The organism is Pirellulales bacterium, from assembly GCA_036499395.1.
Classification (GTDB): Bacteria; Planctomycetota; Planctomycetia; order Pirellulales; family JACPPG01; genus JACPPG01.
Genome location: DASYDW010000056.1, coordinates 34,550 through 56,975 on the forward strand (window position 1 = coordinate 34,550; position 22,426 = coordinate 56,975).

Here is a 22,426-nt window from a genome sequence, read left to right on the forward strand (position 1 = left end):
GCGATCGATCTCGATCTTGATTTGTTATACATTTTTTTCATCCACCTAGTCCCTTTCGAACGCGTTCATGGTCCTCGAGCACCAACCATTACCATTTGATCAGTGGTTGTCCGAAGGGCTGCCACTGTGGCTAGCCACGATAGGCGCCGTGGCACTTGCGGCGCTGTTCTTCGGCTTTCTGTTTTCGGCCGTTCTCAACGGTCCGGGCCGCGCCGGAGACATGATCTACCGGCTGCTCTCGGGCGCCGTCGTGGACCTGGTGCGGATCTCGCCGCGCCGTGTGATGGCGCTCGCGCGACTGGCGGTTCAAGAGTCGTTGCGGCGCCGCGTGTTGGCGGGCCTGGGAGTGTTCGTCGTTATCCTGGCCTTCGCCATTTGGTTTCTCGACGCGCGCACGCCCGACCCTGCCAAGCTGTACCTCAGCTTCGTGCTCACGGCCACGACCTGGCTGGTCATGGTCATGATGGTCTTCCTGAGCGCGTTCAGCTTGCCGAACGATATCAAGAATCACACCATCTATACGATCGTTACCAAGCCCGTTCGTCCCAGCGAGATTGTGCTGGGGCGCATTGTCGGATTCACGATGGTGGGTACGGCGCTGTTGGCCATCATGGGGCTGTTCAGCTATGTGTTCGTCGTGCGAGCCCTGAACCACACACACGAGGTGGCGATGCGCGATCTGACGTCCGGGCAGGGCGAACATTCAGGCCGCACCGGAACGACACGGAACCACTTCCACGGCGTCACCGTCGACGCCGAAGGAAACGGTTCGACCGATACCGCCCAGGGGCATTGGCACGATGTCACGGCATCGGGCTCTGGCGATAATCAGCGGTTGACCATCGGCTCCCCGCAAGGTCAGTTCCACGCCCGCGAACCAATTTATGGCAAGCTCCTCTTCCTCGACCGCACCGGACAGCCCACGGACAAAGGCATCAACGTCGGTAACGAGTGGACCTATCGCAGCTACATCGAAGGAGCCAGCCGATCGGTCGCCCGTTGGCGCTTCAACGGTCTGAAGCGCGAGGACTTCCCCGATGGACTGCGTTTGAACATGACCATCAGCGTCTTCCGCACGCACAAGGGGAACATCGAACAAACCGTCGTCGGTAGCTACACCCTGCGCAATCCCCGCACGGGCGTTGCGTCGCCGGGGCAGAATTTCTTTGCCAAGGAATTCAGCATCGACGACCGGGTCGTCCCCGAAAAATTCAAAGACCCGACGGGCAAGGAAAAGACGCTCGACTGGTATGACGACTTGGTCGACAACGGCGAGCTCGAGATCGAGCTGGCCTGCCTTCAGGGCGGGCAATACTTCGGCATGGCGCAGCCAGACTTGTACCTGTTGCCGCGCGAAAGTTCCTTCGAGGCCAACTTTCTGAAGGGCTATATCGGCATCTGGCTGCAAATGCTGCTGGTCATCGCGTTCGGCGTCATGTGGAGCACGTTCCTGAACGGGGCCGTGGCCATGCTGGCGACGCTGATGACCTTGATCGCCGGTCAATTCGCCCCCTGGGTCCAGGAACTGGCGTCGGGCCAGGTCGTCGGCGGCAATACCTTCGAAGCCGCCTTCCGCATCGCGACACAGACCAGCCTGGGCGTGGCACTGGACGAAAACCTGACGACCAAGGTCGTGCAAGGACTGGACGCCGTCACGTTGTGGCCGCTGAAAATCATTGCCAGCCTGCTGCCGAACTTCGGCCAGTTCGATGATTCGAGCTACGTCGCCGAAGGCTTTAACATTCCCACGTATGTCCTCACCGAACATTCGTTGACGGTGTTGGGCTTCGTCATTCCATTGTTCATCTTCGGCTTTCTGTGCCTCAAGATGCGCGAGGTCGCCAAATGAACCAGCGCCCCTTCATTCGCAAAATCATTTACCTGGGTCTGCTTGTCGCCCTGCTGGTGCCGCTATCGCTGTTGAGTATGCCGGCCCGCCAGGCAACACCCACCGAACCCGGCAGCGCCGGCGGACTGCTGTCGCGGCTGCGTGAAACCCACAAGCTGGGGCAGGCCAACCTCGGCCAGGTCGATCCGACCAGCGAAACGATCAAGCTGGCCACGCTGGGCATGCGCAACATTGCCGCCACGATTCTGTGGAAGAAGGCCAACGACTACAAAATGCGCGAGGATTGGACCGCCTTCTCGGCCACGGCCGAGCAAATCATCAAGGTCCAGCCCAACTTTCCCACCGTCTGGACCTATCAAGGCTGGAACCTGTCGTACAACATCTCGGCCGAGTTCGACGACTATCGCGACCGCTACTTCTGGGTCATTAAAGGCATCCGCTTCCTGCAGGACGGCATTACCTACAACGAAGCATCTCCGCAGTTAATGAAATACCTGGGCTGGGTCGTCTCGCAAAAGATCGGCATTGCCGACGAGAAGCTGCAATACCGCCGCTTATTCCGCGAGGACGACGATTTCAATGGGGCGCGTCCGCTGGAGCAGCGCGACAATTGGCTCGTCGGCCGCGAATATTACCTCGAGGCCGAACGTGTCGCCGAACGCGAAGACATGCTCGACAAGATGAACCCGATCGTGTTCCTGTTCCTCGCTCCGAAGAACCTCATCAACTACGCCGTAGCGATGGAAGAAGAAGGAGTCTTCGAGGAGAAGGCTGCCGTCGCCTGGGCCCGCGCGCATCGATTCTGGCAGGAATTCGGCACCCGCGACATTCGCATGGGGAACGACATCACGATCCGCGTCAACGATCGGGATGCCGTCAAACGGCGCCTTGAAGAGCTTAACGCGTCGCTTGATAAGTTCCCGCCCGAGGGGCGCCGCGACACGATCCTGGCCGAAAAACGGACGAAGCTCACCGACGAAGAGCGCAAGGCCGATGCCACGCCTCCGGCCGACCGCACCGAGGACCAATACCAGTTGGCCTCGAGAGCCACAGAGAAATTGAACATCATGCCGGGCGAATTGGCCGAACGCGTCGAGTCCGGGCAGCGCGCGGAAGCCCAAAAAATCGCCGCCCAAATTGGCGAAACCGACATGCTGCTACAGAACATCGAGCGCGGGCGGGAAGTCACCAACTATCCCTACTGGCTAGCGCGCTGCGAAATCGAACGAGAACCCACCACGCTCGAGGCGCGCCGTCTCATCCACCAGGCCGATCGTGCCTTCCGCGTCGATCAAGACCTGTTGGCGGCCAAGAAGCTGTACAGCGACGGCTTCGCCAAATGGAATGAAGCGCTTAAGCAGTTTCCCAACATGCGCACGGACGACCTGTTCGGCGAGGATATGATGATCTTCATCAATCGCTACCGTACGCTGCTCAAACGACTCGACGAGCAGTTCCCCGAGAACTTCCCGTTGCAAGACATTCTCGACGCCCATCGCGAGATTTAACCGCTTGCGCTCTAGCACTATCCCCAGAGCGCAAGCGATCAATCCGTTTCACCTGACACGATGCCTGACGACTTAACGCGTCGTCAGCCACGTCACCATGTTCTTCGTGACCAGTTCGGCCGCGTCCTGCTGCACGAAGTGGCTCGCGCCGGGGATCGTGATCAGCGTCAGGTCGCCATCGACCCAATTCCACGTCCCGTCGAGCGCGCCGGACAACAGCGCCGTATCCTTCAGCCCGTGGAACATCAGCACCGGGCATTCGATCGGCGGAAACTTCTGGTTCTCGTCGTAGGTGTACGGCTCGCGCGGATAGTTCGCCTTGTAGTAGTTCAGCATTCCCTCCATGCTCGAACGCTTGAACGCCTCGACGTACTTCTCCTTGGCCGCGGGATCCTTGACCCAAAAGGCGAGCATCTCAGGCTTCACCTTCGAAGCGGCGTCCGGCTGCTGAAAGTTTCGCGCGTACTGGCTGGCCTTCTGCTGCGCCGGATTGTTCGCCAGCTCGCGCGACAAGCCCTTCGGATGCGGCAAGTTCAGGATCACCAGCTTGTCGGTCGTCTCGGGATGCGACATGGCGTAGCTCCACGCCACCATGCCTCCCCAGTCGTGTCCGACGATGATCGCCTTGTCGGCCTTGAAGTGCTTGACCACGGCGTCGATGTCGCCGACGAGCTTGTCCAGCTTGTAATTCTCAACACCCTCAGGCTGGTCGCTCTTGTTGAAGCCGCGCATGTCGATCGCCACGACCTGAAAGTGCTTGGCCAGCTCGGGCATTTGCTCGCGCCACGTGTACCAGAAGTCCGGGAAGCCGTGGATCAAAACCACGAGCGGTCCCTTACCCATCGTGACGTAGTGAATCTTCACGCCGCCGGAGTCGACAAAGCCGTCTTCGCCACCGAGTTCTTCGGCCGAGGCCGGCTGCCAGGCCAGCCCCATCACAGCAGGCACAATCGCGGACAGAAGCAGCATCTTCAAGGTCATGATGAGTCTCCTCGAAGCCGGTATCGTCAGGCGCCAGAATGACGGACGCACGAAAGCCCCGGCCGACCAGTGGCGAAAAGAAACGCGAAAGGATGCGAGCCGGCAGCATAGTTGGGCGAAATACAGGCGTCAAATCGGGCGGTTCATGGGCGGTGGCTCGTCCCGCGAGTCAAGATTTCTCGCGTAGCCATCTGGCGGCTGTTAAAATCCGTGCATGTCGCAACACAGTGGGCTCGGGCCAGAAACACGTCGAATTTCGGCCACCATGGTCGTCCTCGGCGGCCTCGGATTCATATGGCCGGGATTCATCCCGGATCCGCTACGCGGCCTGGCATTCATCGGCGCCGCTATTTTCTTGGCATGGCCACGCGGCAAGCGCGAAGCATGAAACGCAATCCGCACCACAGTTCGATCGGAAGTGATGATGCCCACGGTTTCATCCACGGTGGACAATGGCTGGCCGAGGCAATGGTCCGCGCAGAGCATCGGCGGAATCGGCCCCGGCTCTTGGTCGAGGCGCATGCCCGCTACGCCACCGAGTTGGCTGCCGCGAATTGGTTCGGGCGATTGCTACTAAGAAGGCGCATCCGGCGCGAAGTTGCCGCAATCTTGCGCCGCGCGCTCGATCGACTCGCTTCGCCGTTCTCGCTCTACTGACGGCCGCGAAGCTCGACGAACGAACGATCAATCGATCTGAATTCGATCGATGCACCAGCCCGTGTTCGCGCTGGCAACTAACAGCCGTACGTGATGCTTGGAATCGGCCGAACGATAGACGTATTCGGCACGCTCGCCGGTGGTGCCGGCAGGCAGGATCGTCGTGGTTTCGAAGGTTGCCTTCTTCGTCAGCCACGGACGCTTCTTGACCGACCGCACGAACGATTCTTTTCCTTCGGCGCTTTTGAACTCGGTGCTCGTTCCTTCCCAGGCTTGGGCTGCTTTGCCGGTGCGAACCATCTCCATGAATGTGTCCGCCAGCGTTCGCCCATCCTCTTCGGTGGGCATCGTGGCCTTCTTCGTGCAACCGGCACTTAGCGCAACGGCCGCGACAAGCAGATAGACAAGACTTCTCATGGCTAAGCCTTGATGAATTAGGGGAGTTGGCTCGATTCGGTTCCCGCACGCGTGCCTGCCGCACGCCAGACCCGCAAATCCACGGGATCGCTGACGCTGCGCACCGAACCGTCCAAGAGCAGCACGTTGACCAGCCCCGGATGGTAGCTGCGCGCCGTCACCGCGGCGTAAGTGGGCTTGGTGGCCGACTCGCCATCGCGAATCGAAGTCACGTCGATGCTGTAGGTCTGGCCGTCAGCTGGGTTTGTATAGGGAACCTTCGTGTTGGGGGTAAGCGTCGTCGTATAGCCCGTCTCATGTATGTCCCCTTCGACCCATTCGGTATGTCCAAAACTGTCGAAGGTGCCGCCGAAGTATTGTTGCAGATCGGAAACCGATTGCGGCGGGGCCACGCCGAGCGTGCTGGGATTGGTTGTGTCCCACATATTAGCTTGATAGGCGACGCCCTCGGACATGGCCATTGTGTTCGACAGCCCATCGGTGATATCGCTCGGCCGATAAGTCTGGTTGGGCATGAACGCACCGTCCCCGACGCTGCCCGTCACGGGATCGTAGATGAACCAGGTTCCTTCGTTGAACACATAGTTCAGCGGATAGTGGATCAAGGTCGGCGTTACGCGCTGCTCGTCCTTTACCTCGTCAGGGCACAGATACGCCGCTACGCGCGTGGCCGCGGCCGCAGGGTTACTGGGAAACTCGGGATTCTCGGTGAAGTTGATCAGGGCGCTCAGATTCCCCATTTCCAGATACGGAAGCAACCGCGCCTGACCGGACCAGGGTTGGTACGTCTGCCCCTGCGGCATCAACGAGCAGGGGGGAAACGCGCCCGAAGTTGCCAGGTAGTTTTGCAGCGCCAGGCCGAGTTGCTTCAAGTTGTTAGTGCATTGCGATCGCCGCGCCGCCTCGCGCGCCATTTGCACCGCCGGCAGCAGCAACCCAATCAACAGGCCGATTATGGCAATGACAACCAGCAATTCGACAAGCGTGAAACCGGCCGAACGGCGCAACGTGGGGCGGGGCATGGCATGTTCTCCCGAAACGCGGGCATTATTTGGGGGCGAATCGGTCCTGGTGGACAAGTGCAAATTCTATCCGACCTTAGGACGGCTGCACAACGAGGGATCGAGAACTCGGTCCGTTGGCCGCGGAACTGCAAGATCGAGCATCAGCGAGGCGTCTTTTGTAGCTAGCCTCTGACAGATTGGCGCCGCTGCCGTGTTGCTAACCCTATGTAAGTAGGCAGATGGTCGAAGGCGCCGCCGTAGCGCATGTTCGCGTAGCCAAGATTTGATATGGCATCGGTCGGAATCACGGTTGTCGCGCATTGGCACCATGACAGTCGTTGTGGGCGAAGGTTCGAAATTGGGCGCACGTGCTAATGCGCTTGTTGCCACAAAAAGTAACGTTGCGACGACGATCACATGCCTCACGCGGCGTACGCGCCCCCCCCGCAAATGCCCGTGGCCGTAACAGGTGGCTGCGTCTGTTGATGGCGGATTCTCCGATTCGATGCGCGTCCAGGCAGAGCGATAGGCGTCCAAAGAGCCCCTCGCTTTTCAAGCGAGTTCAGGAAATCGTTCGCGCTCAAACCATTCCCTTGAACTTCAGGTCCTTAATCGCCGATGTGCTTTGTTTTCCTGGATCGCGCCATGCGGGCGGTACGCTACGGCCGATAAGACAAATAGCCGATTTTCGCAAACTTTTAATATCTCGCGGCGGCAGCGAGCGGTTAGACTACCGCGGGGGAGCTCTGCTCGCGATTGGGCCGCTCTTGGCCCGTCGTATCTCGATAGGCGGTTTCTTCCGCTCCGAATCTGTCACGAGGGGATTGATGCGCAGAATCAATGGAGTGATTGTATTCGTCGCGTTAGGAGCATGTTGCGCATCTTTAACCGATCCCGCCCAAGCCGCTACCCCGGACTTGGCAAACTCGATCGACCGAAAGATCGATAACTTCACGCTTCCCGATTACCGCGGTCGGCCGTACGCCCTGGACGACTTCGCGGATAAAAGCGTTGTGGTCGTGGCGTTTCTAGGCAATGAATGCCCCCTGTGCAAACAATACGCCCCGCGCTTGGAGCAACTTTCCAAGGACTTTGCCGAGCGTGGCGTCTGCTTCCTGGGCATCAATGCCAATCAACAAGACGCGCCCAGCGAGATCGCCGCTTATGTGCGTTGCTGCCAGGTCACGTTTCCGGTCTTGAAAGACGCGGGCAACGTCGTGGCGGACCAGTTCGCCGCCGTGCGCGTCCCCGAGGTTTTCGTCCTCGATAAGGACCGCCATATTCGCTACCGCGGCCGGATCGACGACCAGTTTGGCTTGAGCACGGGGTCAGGCTATGCCCGTCCCAAAACTCGCAGCCGTGATTTGGCCGTTGCCATCGAGGAAGTCCTGGCGGGAAAAAAGGTTACCCACAGCGTGACCGAGGCATCCGGCTGCCTAATCGGACGCACCGCGAAGATCGAGCCTCACGGCGACATCACGTTCAACAATCAGATTTCACGGCTGTTGCAAAAACATTGTGTTGATTGCCACCGCTCTGGCGAGGTTGCGCCGTTCGCTCTGCTGGAATACAGCGAGGTCGTCGGCTGGGCCCCCATGATGCGCGAGGTGATCGACCAAGGGCGCATGCCCCCTTGGTTTGCGAATCCCGAGTTTGGCCACTTCGCCAATGACTCACGGATGTCGGCCCAGGAAAAGGAATTGTTCAGCAAGTGGGTCGACAATGGCTGCCCCGAGGGGGACCCAAAAGACCTGCCCCCGCCCCCGCAATACACGACCGGTTGGCAAATGGGCGAGCCGGAACACATCATCTATATGCGCGACACGCCGTATACCGTTCCGGCCGAGGGGGTCGTTGAATACCAGTACTTCACCGTCGACCCGCACTTCACCGAGGACAAGTGGATTCAGGCGGCCGAAGCGCGGCCGGGCAACCGCAGCGTTGTCCACCACATGATTGCTTTCGTGCTCGCGCCTCCGCGGCGCGAGAAGGCGGGAAACGACTTTCGCCGCGGCGGTGGGCTAGTCGGCTACGCCCCTGGCGAGCGCGCCCGCATTTATCCGGTTGGCACCGCGGCCTTCGTGCCGGCCGGCTCGAAGTTCGTCTTTCAACTGCACTACACGCCTAACGGGCGCGAGCAACAGGATCGCAGCTACATCGGGCTGAAGTTTGCCGAGCCGGGCACAGTCAAACGTCGCGCCCGCGGCGGGGCGGCGGTGAATCGACGCTTCACGATCCAGCCCGGCGTCGAGAATCAGCCAGTGGCCGCGCACTACACCTTCGATAAAGAGGTGCTACTGGCCACGCTGTTTCCGCACATGCATCTGCGCGGAAAGTCGTTTCGCTTCGTCGCCCGTTATCCGAATGGTTCGACCGAGACATTGCTCGACGTACCGCAATTCGATTTCAATTGGCAGTTGCGCTACGAGTTCAGCGAGCCAAAGCTGATGCCGCGAGGCACTGTGCTGGAATGCACGGCGCATTTCGACAATTCAGAACACAACCTGGCGAACCCCAACTCCAAGGTCGCTGTCCGCTGGGGTGACCAGGCGTTCGACGAAATGATGATCGGTTTCTTCTCGACACTGCCAGTCAATGACGACGTGTCGACCGACGACAAATGACCGGCAGGCGTTTGCGCTTGCGAGAAGACTACTTGGCCTGGGCGTCGATCTTGGCCAGATATTTCTTGGGATCTTTCTCGATCGATTCCTTGCACCCCTCGCAGCACAAGTAAACGTCGCGCCCGTCGACTGTTACCTTGTACGGCATGCCCATCGAGCCCAACGGAGAATCTCCGACGGGGCAAGTCTTTTGGGCCATCGCTACGGCGCGTTCGGCCTCGGGCAGTTCGGCCATTGCCTTGGCGATATCGGCTGCCTCTTTGTCCTCGGCCGAGGCCTCGGCTTCGGCCTGAACCGTGGCTTTGGAGGGCGCGGCAGGCTTCGAGCAACCGGCCAGTTGCGTCACGGTCAGCAAACCAGCGACCAGGAAGAATCCGCGATACAGCAGGGGCATGACAGCCTCCTTGAAAAATCGAGTAACCAAGAAGTCAATTACGCAGTAGCAGGATAACGCCTCGTGGCATGGCGGCCTAGCCGACCTTGCGCACCCCCCCTCAATTGCTGAGCGGCATCGCGCGAATCACCTCCGGTGTGGACCGCCATGACTCGATCTGATCCCACGGCCATAGCGGGCGGGGAATCTGCGCATAGTCGTACTTCCAGAACTCGGACGGAGCGCAGCCGGGCGCGGCAACCACCATGATTTCGCGCGCCCGGGACGCGTATGCCGCCCGAAATCCGCATGGGCTTTTCGCTACCAAGACTTGAGCCTTGAACGGGTCGATGTCGGCGGCCTGGAACAGTTGCGGCGCGAAGTGCGGCCCGTTGCGGCTGGTCACAACGATATGGACGTTGCCGGTGCGCAAAACCACCGAGCGCCCCATGTCGACCGGCAGATTCCGCGCTAGGTGGCCCGACAAGAGGAACTGCGTGTCGAACAATCGCTCGACTTGCGCCGTGAGCGGTAGCGGTTGCGAGAAGCGAGTGTCGCGCACGCCTCCCACTGTCCCGTGGAACTCGGCACCCTCGCCCAGCCGCTCCGCTTCAGCGACGACTTCCGGCGACACAAGGGTGACGAGCGCCGGCCGCGGCCAGTCATATTTTAAGAGCTCGCTTAATAGCCATGTGCTGTCCCCCACGGCACCGCTCGTGGTGGCGTCGGCTGAATCCGACAGCACGGTCAAGCCAGCAGTGTTTCGATAAGCGCGCTCTACCGCGTCGGCGAGAGGAACCAAAGTTGGGAGGTAATCGCTGCGCCGCGTCCAGAACTCATCGCTGAGTTGTCGGCATGCTTCGGCAGCATGTGTCGCATCGTCATCCGTGACGACGATGGCCACGGTTCCCAGTTCTGGGATATCAAGCCAGGGTTGCACCGTGGCCAGTCCAGCGGTGAGCACGCCGGGCTGATTTTCCAAGTCAATTAAGCGTGCCTTGAGGGCATGGCTCACGCTCGCCGGATCCTCGGTATTCGCCCGTTCGGCCGGCACCACGGCGGGAATCTTCTGCCAGGCCGCGGTTGGGCGCGCTCCATCGATCAGAATTCGCCGCAGCAGTCGTGTGGCGCGCTGGCCGGTCTCGAAAACGTCGATATGTGGCGCCGTGTGAAACAGAACCAGGGCGTCGGCCGCACGAACCATCCGCTCGGTCACGTTGGCATGCAGGTCTAACGACGCCACGACCGGCGTCTGGCTCCCCAAAACCTCGCGCACTGCCGTGAGAATTTCTCCTTCGACATCCGGATGTTCATCGGCAACCATCGCACCATGCAGAGCCAGCAACACACCATCCACCGGCAGCGCCGCCTGCAATGCGGTGACCATCTCGTCGCGCAGCCAACGAAACGTCTCCGCCGTGGCCCGCCCACTCGGCCAGGCCGGTAATCGCACCAGGCCGACGATGTCCGGCCGCTCGGGCCAAGTCCGCAACGACTGGATGAATCCCCCCAGCTCGTTGGTATCGTGAAATTGCTCGACGATCTGCTGGCCATGGACGACGCCGAATTGCTCGAAATCGTGCCGCGTCGTTGGCAGCGGATTGAACGTATTGGTTTCTTGCCAAAGTTGGCCGATGGCGATGCGCATAGCGTGTTGCAGTGCCTTACGAGGACTTTCCGGCGGGAGTGACATGCCCCTCGCGAACCATCCGCGCGAGCGCGCGATCGATCCTCGCTAACGCATCATTAACGTCCGCGTCGGTCATCGCTGAACAAAAACCGTGATGGCATGCCGCGCCGCCATAATCGTGGAAATAAACGCCTTCCTCGATCGCGGCTGCGATGAATCGCAGCATCATCGTTCGATCATGCGCCAGCGTGTCGCGCCAATCGCGCACCTCGTGCGTGATGCCGAAATAGATGCCAAACCGCGCGCCCAAACCTTGCACTCGCCCGGGTATCCCGTGCTTTTCCAGCAGCGTGCCGAAGCCCGTATACAGCCGTCCGGCGAGCGCATTGATATGGTCGTAAAAGCCCGGCCGACGGTACGCGCGCACCGCCGCCAATCCTGCCGCGACTGGCACCACGTGACCGTTGTAGGTGCCGCTGTGCTGACAATCCCCCTCGGGCATAAGCCGACGCATGATGTCCAGACGCCCGCCGAACGCACTCAGTGGAAAGCCACCGCCAACGGCCTTGCCTAGCGTGCAAAGGTCCGGCGTAACTTTCAAATACTCCTGAGCGCCGCCAGGCCCCATGCGGAAAGCGCACAGCACTTCGTCGAAGACCAAGAGCGCGCCGTGCCTTTCGGTTAGTTGCCGCAGGGCGCGCATGAACTCGGGCGTCGGCAAAATGCAGCCGGCGTTATAATAGATCGGTTCGCAGATCGCGGCTGCCAATTCATGGCCATGCCGCGCGAACGCCTGTTCCAACAAGTCCGGTCGATTGTACGGCACCACGATCAATTGCTCGGCCAGCGCCGGCACCATGCCGGTCGAAGCCGGCGCAACGGCCGGATCAGTCACCGGGCCTGGGCCCGCGGCGGGAGCCGACAGCGCAAACATCACCTGGTCGTGATAGCCATGAAAGTTTCCCTCGAACTTCAAGAGCTTGGTCCGTCCCGTGAAAGCCCGGGCCAGGCGCAGGCAGTGCATCGTGGCCTCGCTTCCGGAACCGGTGAAGCGTACTCGCTCGCAGCAAGGAATCGCTTCGCACAGCTCGCGCGCGAGCAGGGCGTGCGTTTCGTTTTCGTACGAGCACGGCGCGCCGCGCGCAATCGCTTGCTCCACCGCCGCCATGACTTCGCGATTGCCGTGACCGATCAATGCCGCGCCGTGGCTGGTACACAGATCGATATATTCGCGACCGTCCAGGTCCCACACCCGGCATCCTTCGGCCCGATCGATGTACATTGGCCGGCCGATTGCGCGATTGACCCGCGTCGAGGCCGAGACTCCGCCGGCCAGATACTGCCGTGCTATTTCGAATTGCTGTTCGGTGCGAGACATGCTAGTTCCGCTCTAAATTGCTGCAATACAGAGTTGTCGATCAAGGGATCGCTGTCGAAAACTCGACAGCACGCTGCCGCGTAGATGCGATGGCCCACTAAGGCAGCTTATGTTTGCCGATGCGGTCATTGTGCAAGCTGCCGAGGTACAGATAACCGTCGCGCTCGAAGGCCGAGGTCACCTCGCGCAAATGCCGACCGGTCGGATCCTGCAAGCTGTTGAGGATTTTCCCCTCTTCGTCAATCTGCACGACGAAGGCATAGGGCTGCGGCTTGGGCCACAAAAAGGCGGGCAGTTTCGCCATCATCCCCTTGATGAACGGGCGTGGTGAAAGCCAGTCGGCCTGCTCGTTGCGGATCGTGAACAGTGCCAGCCAGAATGTGCCCCGACCGCTTTGAGTGATGTTGTCGGGGTAGCCCGGCAGGTTGTCGACGAACACGTCCCATTCGCCGGCTCGCTTGCCCGTTAGCCAATAGCGCAGAATCCGAAAGCGGTACGTCTCGTTGACCAGCAAGAAATCTTCGTTTTGCGACAGGGCCACGCCATTCGCAAAGCACATGTCCGGCAGCAAGACCTCGGTTTTGTGCGTCGCCGGATCGTAACGCACCAGGCGCCCGTGCGGCCGGGCTTCGAGCATGTCGAGCAGATATTCCTGCGGCCCGAATTTCATACTGGCGTCCGAAAAATAAATCGTGCCGTCGCGCGCTACGGTGACATCATCGGCAAAGCCCAAAGGTTCGTTGCCGGCGCCATCGGCCAGCAGCGCGACTTCGCCGGCCGGATCGACGGACAACAATCCCTTCATGGCGTCGGCCACGATCAACTTGCCGTCGGGCGCAAACGCGATGCCTACCGGTCGACCGCCGGTGGTCGCCAGTGTGGACACGGTGCCATCGGGATCGACACGTACCAGGCGGCCATCGGCGGTGCCGGTAAAGATTCGCCCCTGGGCGTCGACTTCGACGTCCTCCGGACCGTCGACTTTGCCGACGGCCAACAGTTCGGCATCCTGGAGTCGATCGTTCGGTGCGAGCGGTCCCGTCAAAGGAGGAATCGGCGGCGGCGCGAAGGCCACGGGATCAATCGGCGACGGCCAGAACAATAGATACGCGACGATCAGCCCCAATCCAATGACGATCCCACGCAGCACGCGTCGCGCGGGGCCTGGTTTCACTTCCTGAGGCGCCGATCCGGCTGGGGGCTCGGTCTTGATTTCACTCATGGCAGGCTCCCCGAAAATATTCCTATGATCTAACCGACGTCATGTATCGTTTCCACACGATCGAGACCGTGCGATCGAGCGATGATCGTGAAGACGCGATGCGGCGTCATCAGCGGCTCGTGTGGAAATCGCTCGCGCAGCAAGGCGGCCAATTCCTCGTCGAATCGCGCGACGTCTTCAGACGACAAGCTCGCGCCGACACCCGCGTTGGCGCGCGTGCGGCCGCGCCAACTCTCGTGACTATAGGGGACGTCGTGATCGAAGGAAAACGTTTCCAAGTCACTAAAGCCCGCCGCGGACAACTCGGGCATCCATTGCGGGTAGAAGCCGGTGGTGCCGCCGAAATGCCAGGCCGGATTGTAGCGATCGATCAACTTCTCGGTCGCTTCGACCACATTGCCCGCCAGTGGCAACCAATCGAAATGCGCGATCACCAGTTCTCCGCCGGGCACCAGAACTCGACGCACCTCCTGAGCGACCCGAGGACGATCGAACCAATGCCAGCACTGCCCGGCGGTGACAACATCCAGCGATGCAGGGGCGAGTGGCAAAGATTCGGACCGGGCGGCGAGAAAACTCGCTTGCAAATCGGCCTCGTCCGCCAGGCGCTGCGCTTCCTGCAGTTGCCGCGCGGCTGGATCGAGTCCGATGGTCTGGCAGCCGCGCGCGGCCAGTCCCCGCGCGATGGTACCGGTGCCTGTGCCGAGATCGAGCACACGTTGCCCGGCCAAGCCGGTGCCGAAGCGTTGCAAACGATCGAAGAACTCGGAAGGAAATCCGGCGCGGTAGCGAGCGTAATCGGTCGAAGTGCGGCCGAAGTCGACACGACGGTTGAATTCCCGCATGCCGTCCGCAGCATGGCGATTCATCGACACTCCTCGTCGCGATGCACGGTTTGCGGCGAGAATGCCGGCAAGCACACGGCGATATACTCCGCCCCCTCGGTCTCGGGCGTGCTGTATTGCACCCATTCACCGCGAGGAACCGAAATCGCTTGGCCGGCGCGGGCCTCGATCGTCTCGGTTTTGGTTGTCGCGCGCAACATGCCGCGCAACACGATGCTGTACTCGTCGAACTCGGGCGTTTGTCCAGGTTCCAGCCAGCCGCCGGGACTGTTCATCCGCGCGACGCTGACCTGGGCGGTTTGCGAATTCACGCGGCCGATGAATTCTTCGATGATCTTCGGTTTGTTTCCGGCCGCCTTGATGATCGTGGGCTTTTCAATGCGCGTGGCCATGCGTGCGATTCCCGTGCGTCTGATAGGAAGAGAAGAAATGTCGGTGGCAAAACTTGCTACCAATGCAGCACGATCTTGCCGATCGCGCGACGCGACGTCAGATGATTCATGGCCTCGGCGACTTGCGCCATCGGATAGCGCGCCGCGATAACCGGTTTGAGTTTGCCGGTGCCGAAAAGGTTCATCAGGTCGTGCCAGCCTTGCTCGATCTTGGCGGGGTTCATCTGCCGGTAAAAGCCCCAGTGCAGGCCAACAACACTATAATTCTTCACCAGCAAGTGATTCCCCTTGAACGTGGGAAACTTGCCGCTGGTAAAGCCGATGATCACGATCCGCCCTTCGAAGGCGACGCAGCGCGTGCTTTGCTCCGAGACATCGCCGCCCACGGGATCGTAAATCACGTCCGCGCCGCGCCCGCCGGTCGCTTCCTTGACGGCGTCGACAAAGTTCTCGGTCTCGTAGTTCACGACCACATCGGCGCCCGCGGCCAGCACGGCGGCGCGCTTGTCATCCGAACCGACGGTGCCGATGATCTTGCCGGCGCCGAACGCCCGCGCGATCTGCACTGCGGCCAGGCCGACACCTCCGGCCGCCGAATGCACGAGCACCGATTCGCCGCGCGCTAGCTGGCCGCGGTAGATCAATCCGAAGTACGACGTCTGATACACAAGCGGAAACGCCGCTGCCTCGTCATCGTTCAGTCCGGCGGGCACGGGCTGGACAGAATGCACAGGCGCCAGAGCGTACTCGGCGAAGGCCCCCAGATCACACTGCGCTAGCACGCGTGCCCCGGGAGCAAAACCCGAGACGCCGAGTCCTGCGCTTTCGACTGTGCCTGAGAATTCGAATCCGGGCGTGAATGGCAGCGGCGGCTTGACCTGATACAGGCCCTGAATCATCAGGACGTCCGGGAAATTCAGAGCCGCGGTCTGCACTTTGATCAGGACCTGGCCCGCCGCCGGTTCTGGCCGTGAAATGTCCTCGATCACTAGATCAGCCGGCTTGCACCAGGCATTGCAGCGGACAGCTTTCATTCTTTCCTCTCGGGCCTAGGCCATTGACGATGACACCTTGCGCCGGGCAGTCTAATATGGAGCCGGGCCGCGAGCAAACCGTTGCGGCAGGTGGACTTGTGGCGGCGCACTGCTGTGAATCCGACCATTTCCGGCCGTCGCAGATGACCGGCCTAAACCTTGGGAAAGGGCGATTAGCCGGCGACGTGCCGAACGGGATTGTCGCGGTTCCCCCGACACTCGGCCGCGAGCGCGGGGTTAATAAAGCGTAAGGGCAACCACGTGTTGGGTTTGGTTGGCCCCCCGAGCGGAAAGGGCAAGCATGATCCCGCGATCGAATGACCAAAACCGAACGAGCCGCCGGCAGCCTGCGAGCGGCTTTACGCTCGTCGAATTGCTGGTCGTGATCGCTATCATCGGCATCCTGGTTGGGATGCTTTTGCCAGCCGTACAGTACGTTCGCGCCTCGGCGCGCCGTACGCAGTGCCGCAACAACTTGCACCAGATCGGGCTGGCGCTGCAAATGTATGTCGAGGCACAAGGTGCCTTCGGCCGTTATCCCGATGCCTGCCAGATGCTCAGTGTTCCGGCCGATCCTCCGGCCCCGCAACCCAAGCTCGTGCGGCGTCCCACGCTGCGGGCCGTGCTGGGGGATTACATCGAATCGAACCAGAACGCCTTTCAATGTCCCGACGACGTCCAGGCCGAGACGGCCTACGTGGACGAGGGGACCGCACTCCAGACCTCGACCGATGGTCAGGACACGCAAAGCTTCGATCCCACAAAAGACCGATACAGCCCAATTCTGGCCGACGGCATGACGTTTTTCGAGCTCGAGCAAATGAGCTACGAATACAACTCGCCGATCGTATTCGACGTCAAGCAGAACCTGCCGAAGCGGCGCGAAGAGATCGTTAAGAATCGCGATTCCAGTACGATTTGGATCGTATTCGATTTCGCTCCCTTTCACGCGGCGCCTGGTACCGTGGGGGCGCGGAACTTCCTATACATGGATAATCACGTGGCGAACTAATGCCACTCTTTTTTGCGCACAGGGGACGTTGATATGAGCGGCAAGAAACTGGGATTCGCGCTGGCGATTATCCTGATGCTCGCCGGCGGCGCGGGGGCTTATTACGCCTTCCGTACCGATCCGAATCTCGCGCTGGTGAAGGACTTGGGAAAGCAGATGCGCAACGAGGATTTGTCGCGCGAGGATCGCGGCAAACTCTTTGGCCAAATGCGCGAGGCGATGGATCAGCTCAGCGAAGATCAGCGCCGTGACTTGCGCAGGGAATTCGAAAAGGGTCGCGGCCAGCGCGATCAGCAGAAGATGAACGAGTTCTTCGCCCTGTCGAAAAAAGACCAGACCAAGGCGCTCGACAAGGATATCGACGAAATGGTCAAGCGACGAAAGGACTGGGAAAAACGCCAAAAGGAACGTGACGCCGAGCGGGCCAAGCAGCAAGCCGCGGGCGGTGGCGGCACCAACGGCGGTCAGGGAGGTGGACAAGGCGGCGGCGGACGTGGCGGGCCCGGGGGAGGCGGAGGCGGCGGCGATCGCAGCCAACAACGGCGTTCGGCACTCGACAACTCCTCGGCGAGCTCGCAGGCACAGCGGTCTGAGTACCGACGCCAGGTGGCTACCCGCATGCAGCAACGTGGTATTCCTCAGACCGGCGGTTTCGGCGGCCCCGGTGGTGGACGACGCGGTCCCTAGCCGGCCGTAGAGTCCTTTGATTTCCCGCGAACTCACGCGGCCCACAGATTCCGGAAACGGCCGTGATCTCCACTGCCGCGGCGGTCCAGCTTGGCCGCTGAGGGCAGCGATCGCGTGCCGCATTCGACCAAATCGGTAAGATGAACTGACGGATCGATGACGATCCTTGGCAGAACTCTTACCGAGACAAGGTCGGACGACGTGTCCACGAGCGAATTCCTAGGCACCGAGCCCTTAGAAGCCGCCCCAGTAGCAGCTGCGTCCCTGGAGGACGTGGCGCCGTTCCATCCCGTCATTGCCCGGTGGTTCCGCGACCGCTTCGGCGCTCCGACCGAACCGCAACGCCTCGGCTGGGGAAGTATTGCCGCCGGACGCCATACCCTGATCGCCGCCCCGACCGGCTCGGGCAAGACGTTGGCCGCCTTTCTGTGGTGTTTAGATCGGTTGTTTCGCCAGGCAACCGCCGGCGAGTTGGCCAGCGAGACGCAGGTCGTCTACATCTCGCCGTTAAAGGCCCTTTCGAACGACATCCATCGCAACCTCGAAGTACCGCTGGCCGAAATCCGTGCCGCGGCGATCGAGGCCGGCTACTGCGCCCCGCTGATTCGCGCGGCGGTCCGCACCGGCGACACGCCGGCTTCCGAGCGGCAGGCCATGCTGCGGCATCCGCCTCATATTCTGGTCACTACGCCCGAATCGCTCTATTTGCTGCTAACGAGCGTTCGCGGTCGCGAGATGTTGCGCGGCGTACGCACGGTAATCGTCGATGAAATTCACGCCCTGGCCCGCGACAAGCGTGGCAGCCATCTGGCGCTTTCGCTTGAACGGCTGGCCGAACTGACCGGAGTTCAGCCGACGCGGATCGGGCTATCGGCCACGCAGCGGCCGATCGACGAAATCGCGCATTTTCTCGTCGGCGCTTCGGCCACTTCTCCCAGCGAGCCGGCCTGCACGATCGTCGACGTCGGGCATCAGCGCGAGCTGGATCTGGCCGTTGACGTCCCGCCGGGCGAGTTGGCCGCCGTTTGTTCGCACGAGTGCTGGGGCGAAGTCTACAGCCGGCTGACCGAACTTGTTAATTCCCACCGCAGCACGCTGATCTTCGTCAATACGCGCCGCCTGGCCGAACGCGTCTCGCATCATCTGATCGAGCTATTAGGCGAAGACGCCGTGGCCGGGCATCACGGCAGCATGTCGCGCTCGATGAGATTCTCGGCCGAGGAACGGCTCAAAACCGGCCAACTGAAGGCCATCGTTGCCACGGCTTCGTTAGAGATGGGCATCGACGTCGGCTACCTCGACCTGGTTTGCCAGATCGGGTCGCCACGATCGATCGCGACTTTTCTGCAGCGCGTCGGCCGCTCGGGCCACTCGCTGGGCTTGATACCGAAGGGCCGGCTGTTCCCGCTGTCGCGCGACGAGTTGCTCGAATGCCTGGCCGTAGTGCGGGCGGTTCGCCAAGGCCGGCTCGACGCCATCGAAATTCCGATCGCGCCCTTGGATATTCTGGCCCAGCAGATTATCGCCGCCGTGGCAGCCGATGAACGGGACGAAGGCGAGCTGTATCAACTCTGTCGCCGGGCGTGGCCCTATCGCGACCTGTCGCGTGAGGATTTCGAGAAGGCCGTTGAGCTGGTCACCCAAGGGGCCGACCCGAAAACCGGCCGCGGCGCGCACCTGCATCGCGATCGCATGAACGGCCGTCTGCGCCCGCGGCGCGGCGCGCGGATCGCGGCCATTACTTCGGGGGGCGCCATTCCCGAGGTCGCCGATTATCGGGTTGTCACTGAGGACGACGGCACCTTCGTCGGCACGCTCAACGAAGACTTCGCCATTGAAAGCCAGGCGGGCGACGTGTTTCAACTGGGGAACATGTCCTGGCGAATTCGCTACGTGCGCGGCGGCGAGGTCGTCGTGCAGGACGCCCACGGCGCCCCGGCTTCGGTCCCGTTCTGGCTTGGTGAAGCGCCCGGCCGGACTCGCGAGCTCTCGGCCGAGGTGGCCACTTTGCGGACGGAAGTGGCGGCGCGGATCGAGATTCCGCCGGGCCGGCCGCACGAGTCGACCGGCGAATTCGGCGTGCCACGCAACGACATCGACTTCTCGGCCGCCGCGGCCTGGCTGGCCGCGGAGTGCGGGGCCGACGATTGGACCGCCGTGCAAGCCGCCCGCTATGTCGCGGCGCAAAAAGCCGCGATCCCAGCCGTTCCGACGCAGCGTCAGATCGTCTTCGAACGCTTCTTCGACGAATCGGGGGGAAGCCAGCTCGTCATTCACGCTCCGCTGGGCGCGCGCATCAATCGTGCCTGGGGACTGGCGATGCGCAAGCGATTTTGCCGCAGCTTCGATTTCGAGCTGCAGGCCAGCGCCACCGACGATGGCGTGCTGCTGTCGATGGGGCCGCAGCATAGTTTCCCGATCGACGCCCTGTTCAAGATGCTCAACCCGCAAAATGGGCAGGCGCTGCTCGAGCAGGCACTCTTGGTCGCGCCGCTCTTTCAAACCCGTTGGCGGTGGAATGCGACACGGGCTTTGTCGATCCTGCGCTATCGCGGCGGCAAAAAGGTGCCCCCGTATCTGCAGCGACATCGCTCGGACGATCTTTTGGCGTCCGTCTTTCCACAAACCGTCGGCTGCCTGGAAAACCATTCCGGCGACGTGGAAATTCCCAATCATCCCCTCGTCAACCAGACGGTTTATGACTGCCTGCACGAGGCGATGGATATCGATGGCTGGCTCGATGTGTTGCGCGGCATCGCCGGGGGCGAGGTCGAGTTGGTCGCGGCCGACACGCGCGAGCCTTCGCCGTTCTCGCACCAGATTATTAATGCCAACCCCTATGCTTTCCTCGACGGCGCGCCGCTCGAAGAGCGGCGCACGCGCGCGATTTCAGTGCGCCGCACTCTGGACATCGCCGCGATGCGCGATCTGGGTTGGCTCGATCCGGACGCGATTGCGCAGGTTCGCACGGAAGCACAACCGCTGGTGCGCGACGTCGACGAACTGCACGACGCGCTGATTGCCCAGGGGGTCCTGCTGGAGCAGGAAGGGACGGCTTGGAATCGCTGGTTCGCCGAGCTTGTGGCGGCCGGTCGGGCGACGCGCGCTCATGTACCAGATTGCCCACCGCTGTGGATCGCCACCGAGAACTGGCCCCTGATCGCGGCGGCGCTACCAACGGCGACGATCGATCATCGGCCATCCCTGCCCCCCTCGGTGCGGCAGCAGTGGGAATCCGCCGAAGCGCTTGTCCACCTGGTGCGTGGACGTTTGCAGGTCGCGGGTCCGATCACGGTTGCGCAAATGGCTCACGATCTGGCGCAAGAAGCCGGCCGCATCGAGGCTGCGCTCGTCGCCCTCGAAGCCGAGGGGATGGCCATGCGCGGGCGTTACACGCCGCCCGGCGCGCGGCCGCGTATTGCTGACGATCTATTCGCCGTCGATGAAAAACGTCCGGCTCCCGTGGAATGGTGCGATCGCCGGCTGCTGGCCCGCATCCATCGCCTCACGCTCGACCGCCTGCGTCGCCAGATTCAACCGGTCGAGCCTGCCACGTATCTGCGCTTTCTGACCGAGCATCAGTGCCTGGCGACGGACCGGCGTCTGACGGGCGTGGCCGGCGTGCGCGAAGTGATTCGGCAACTGCAGGGGTTCGAAATGGCGGCCGGCGTCTGGGAGCGGCGCATTCTGCCTTTGCGCGTGAAGGACTACGATCCGGCTTGGCTCGACCAATTGGCCTACTCGGGCGAATTGACGTGGGGCAGGTTGCGTCCCTATCGACCGGATGACGACGGTCCGGTCAGTCGCAGCCGGTTGACGCGCGTGGTTCCCCTTTCATTGATGTTGCGCAGCGATCTTGGCTGGCTGTTGCCGGCGGACCGCGATGACGTTGTGCCCCCGGTACGCGGCAACGCGCGCGCGGTGCTCGAAGCGCTCGAAGGGCGCGGCGCACTTTTCTATCACGATCTGGTCGCCGCGACCGGCTTGCTGGCCACGCATCTGGACGAGGCGCTGCTGGAGCTTGCGCAACTCGGTCTGATTGTGTCCGATGGTTTCGCGCCGTTGCGAGTTCTGGCCATGCGCTCAAAGACTGCGGGCCGCCGCACGCGCCGTCAGCGTGCGCATCAGACGCCGCGCGCCAGCCAGATGGCCAACTCCGGACGCTGGTCGTTGTTTCCCGGATCTGTCGCGCTTGCCAGCGCGGACGAATCGCTAACGCATTGGGCCTGGCAATTGTTGCGGCGGTGGGGCGTAATCTTTCGCGATCTGCTTACGCGCGAAACAGCCGCGCCGAGTTGGGGACAATTGGTGCCGCTATTGCGCCGACTGGAAGCGCGCGGCGAGATACGAGGTGGCAGATTCATCTCGGGTGTCGGTGGCGAACAATACGCCACGGAAGAGGCCATCGAACGTCTGCGCGAAATGCGCGATCGCGAGCCGTCGGCAGATTTTCTGGTCGTGGCCGGATCGGATCCCTTGAACCTCGAAGGAATTGTTACCTCGGCCGAGCGGGTGGCGGCCAAGCCGACGAATTCCCTGGCCTTGCGTGATGGGCAGGTCGTGGCCGCGCTGGAATCGGGCATGATCCGATATTCGGGGGAATTTGCCCCCGAGACAGCCGCAGAACTGGGACGCCGCCTGCGTCGCACCGGGTAAGCGGGCGCATTGCATGCGTCGCAAAGCATTGTCGTAATGCGATTTGTGAATGGTCAGTCTGTGTGGATTCGCGGATGCGCCCCAGCAACTACCCCCCCGTTTGTATGGTCTCCAAATTAGCCGGCTTTCATATTTTTCCGGCTTTTGTCAGTTTCTT

Annotated in this window: 16 protein-coding genes and 1 pseudogene; 7 read left to right on the top strand and 10 right to left on the bottom strand. The window is 61.6% G+C overall.

Translation table 11 applies throughout. The features are described from left to right. Nucleotides 1–67: 67 nt before the first annotated feature. Nucleotides 68–1,849, top strand: coding sequence for an ABC transporter permease (locus VGN12_08175; protein HEY4309413.1), 1,782 nt, complete (start codon nt 68–70; stop codon nt 1,847–1,849). Next, nucleotides 1,846–3,357 carry a hypothetical protein gene (locus VGN12_08180; GenBank protein HEY4309414.1) on the top strand — a complete coding sequence of 504 codons (1,512 nt, stop codon included), beginning with the start codon at nt 1,846–1,848 and terminating at the stop codon, nt 3,355–3,357. The genes VGN12_08175 and VGN12_08180 overlap by 4 nt, the downstream gene beginning before the upstream one ends. Before the next feature lie 72 nt (nt 3,358–3,429). Here the strand turns inward: VGN12_08180 and VGN12_08185 are convergent, their stop codons facing one another. Next, on the bottom strand, nt 3,430–4,338 hold the full coding sequence (locus tag VGN12_08185) for an alpha/beta hydrolase (protein ID HEY4309415.1): 909 nt from the start codon (nt 4,336–4,338) through the stop codon (nt 3,430–3,432). Nucleotides 4,339–4,722: 384 nt separating this feature from the next. Between VGN12_08185 and VGN12_08190 the strand changes: the two genes are divergently transcribed. Then, nucleotides 4,723–4,995: a hypothetical protein gene (locus VGN12_08190; protein ID HEY4309416.1), complete on the top strand. Its 273-nt coding sequence runs from the start codon at nt 4,723–4,725 to the stop codon at nt 4,993–4,995. Between the two features lie 27 nt (nt 4,996–5,022). On the opposite strand, the gene VGN12_08195 is transcribed toward VGN12_08190, so the two are convergent. Together VGN12_08195 and VGN12_08200 are read right to left on the bottom strand one after the other, a co-directional pair. Next, complete coding sequence (locus VGN12_08195) at nt 5,023–5,412, bottom strand: hypothetical protein (GenBank protein ID HEY4309417.1); 390 nt, start codon at nt 5,410–5,412, stop codon at nt 5,023–5,025. Nucleotides 5,413–5,429: 17 nt separating this feature from the next. After that, the gene (locus VGN12_08200; protein ID HEY4309418.1) at nt 5,430–6,434 is read right to left on the bottom strand and encodes a DUF1559 domain-containing protein; all 1,005 of its coding nucleotides are present in this window, start codon (nt 6,432–6,434) and stop codon (nt 5,430–5,432) included. Between the two features lie 809 nt (nt 6,435–7,243). On the opposite strand from VGN12_08200, the gene VGN12_08205 reads away from it, so the two are divergent. Continuing rightward, a complete protein-coding gene (locus tag VGN12_08205) occupies nt 7,244–9,040 on the top strand; it encodes a redoxin domain-containing protein (GenBank protein HEY4309419.1) in 1,797 nt (598 codons plus the stop codon). Between the two features lie 28 nt (nt 9,041–9,068). Here the strand turns inward: VGN12_08205 and VGN12_08210 are convergent, their stop codons facing one another. From VGN12_08210 to VGN12_08240, 7 genes are all read right to left on the bottom strand, one after another. Then, nucleotides 9,069–9,434, bottom strand: a complete 366-nt coding sequence (locus VGN12_08210) for a hypothetical protein (protein ID HEY4309420.1) — start codon at nt 9,432–9,434, stop codon at nt 9,069–9,071. A 100-nt stretch (nt 9,435–9,534) separates the two neighbouring features. After that, nucleotides 9,535–11,061, bottom strand: coding sequence for a M81 family metallopeptidase (locus VGN12_08215; GenBank protein ID HEY4309421.1), 1,527 nt, complete (start codon nt 11,059–11,061; stop codon nt 9,535–9,537). 16 nt (nt 11,062–11,077) lie between these two features. Next, nucleotides 11,078–12,421, bottom strand: a complete 1,344-nt coding sequence (locus VGN12_08220) for an aminotransferase class III-fold pyridoxal phosphate-dependent enzyme (GenBank protein ID HEY4309422.1) — start codon at nt 12,419–12,421, stop codon at nt 11,078–11,080. 97 nt (nt 12,422–12,518) lie between these two features. Next, nucleotides 12,519–13,643: an SMP-30/gluconolactonase/LRE family protein gene (locus VGN12_08225; protein ID HEY4309423.1), complete on the bottom strand. Its 1,125-nt coding sequence runs from the start codon at nt 13,641–13,643 to the stop codon at nt 12,519–12,521. Nucleotides 13,644–13,672: 29 nt separating this feature from the next. Beyond that, entirely contained in the window at nt 13,673–14,512 is an 840-nt protein-coding gene (locus tag VGN12_08230) for a methyltransferase domain-containing protein (protein HEY4309424.1), read from the bottom strand. Next, complete coding sequence (locus VGN12_08235) at nt 14,509–14,880, bottom strand: hypothetical protein (GenBank protein ID HEY4309425.1); 372 nt, start codon at nt 14,878–14,880, stop codon at nt 14,509–14,511. Before VGN12_08235 ends, VGN12_08230 begins: the two co-directional genes overlap by 4 nt. Nucleotides 14,881–14,936: 56 nt before the next feature. After that, nucleotides 14,937–15,914: an NADPH:quinone oxidoreductase family protein gene (locus VGN12_08240; GenBank protein ID HEY4309426.1), complete on the bottom strand. Its 978-nt coding sequence runs from the start codon at nt 15,912–15,914 to the stop codon at nt 14,937–14,939. A 301-nt stretch (nt 15,915–16,215) separates the two neighbouring features. Here VGN12_08240 and VGN12_08245 point away from each other — a divergent pair. From VGN12_08245 to VGN12_08255, 3 genes and pseudogenes are all read left to right on the top strand, one after another. Then, nucleotides 16,216–16,443: pseudogene (locus VGN12_08245) on the top strand (type II secretion system protein). A 516-nt stretch (nt 16,444–16,959) separates the two neighbouring features. Next, entirely contained in the window at nt 16,960–17,613 is a 654-nt protein-coding gene (locus VGN12_08250) for a hypothetical protein (protein ID HEY4309427.1), read from the top strand. A gap of 201 nt (nt 17,614–17,814) precedes the next feature. Then, complete coding sequence (locus VGN12_08255) at nt 17,815–22,269, top strand: DEAD/DEAH box helicase (protein ID HEY4309428.1); 4,455 nt, start codon at nt 17,815–17,817, stop codon at nt 22,267–22,269. Nucleotides 22,270–22,426 lie beyond the last annotated feature (157 nt).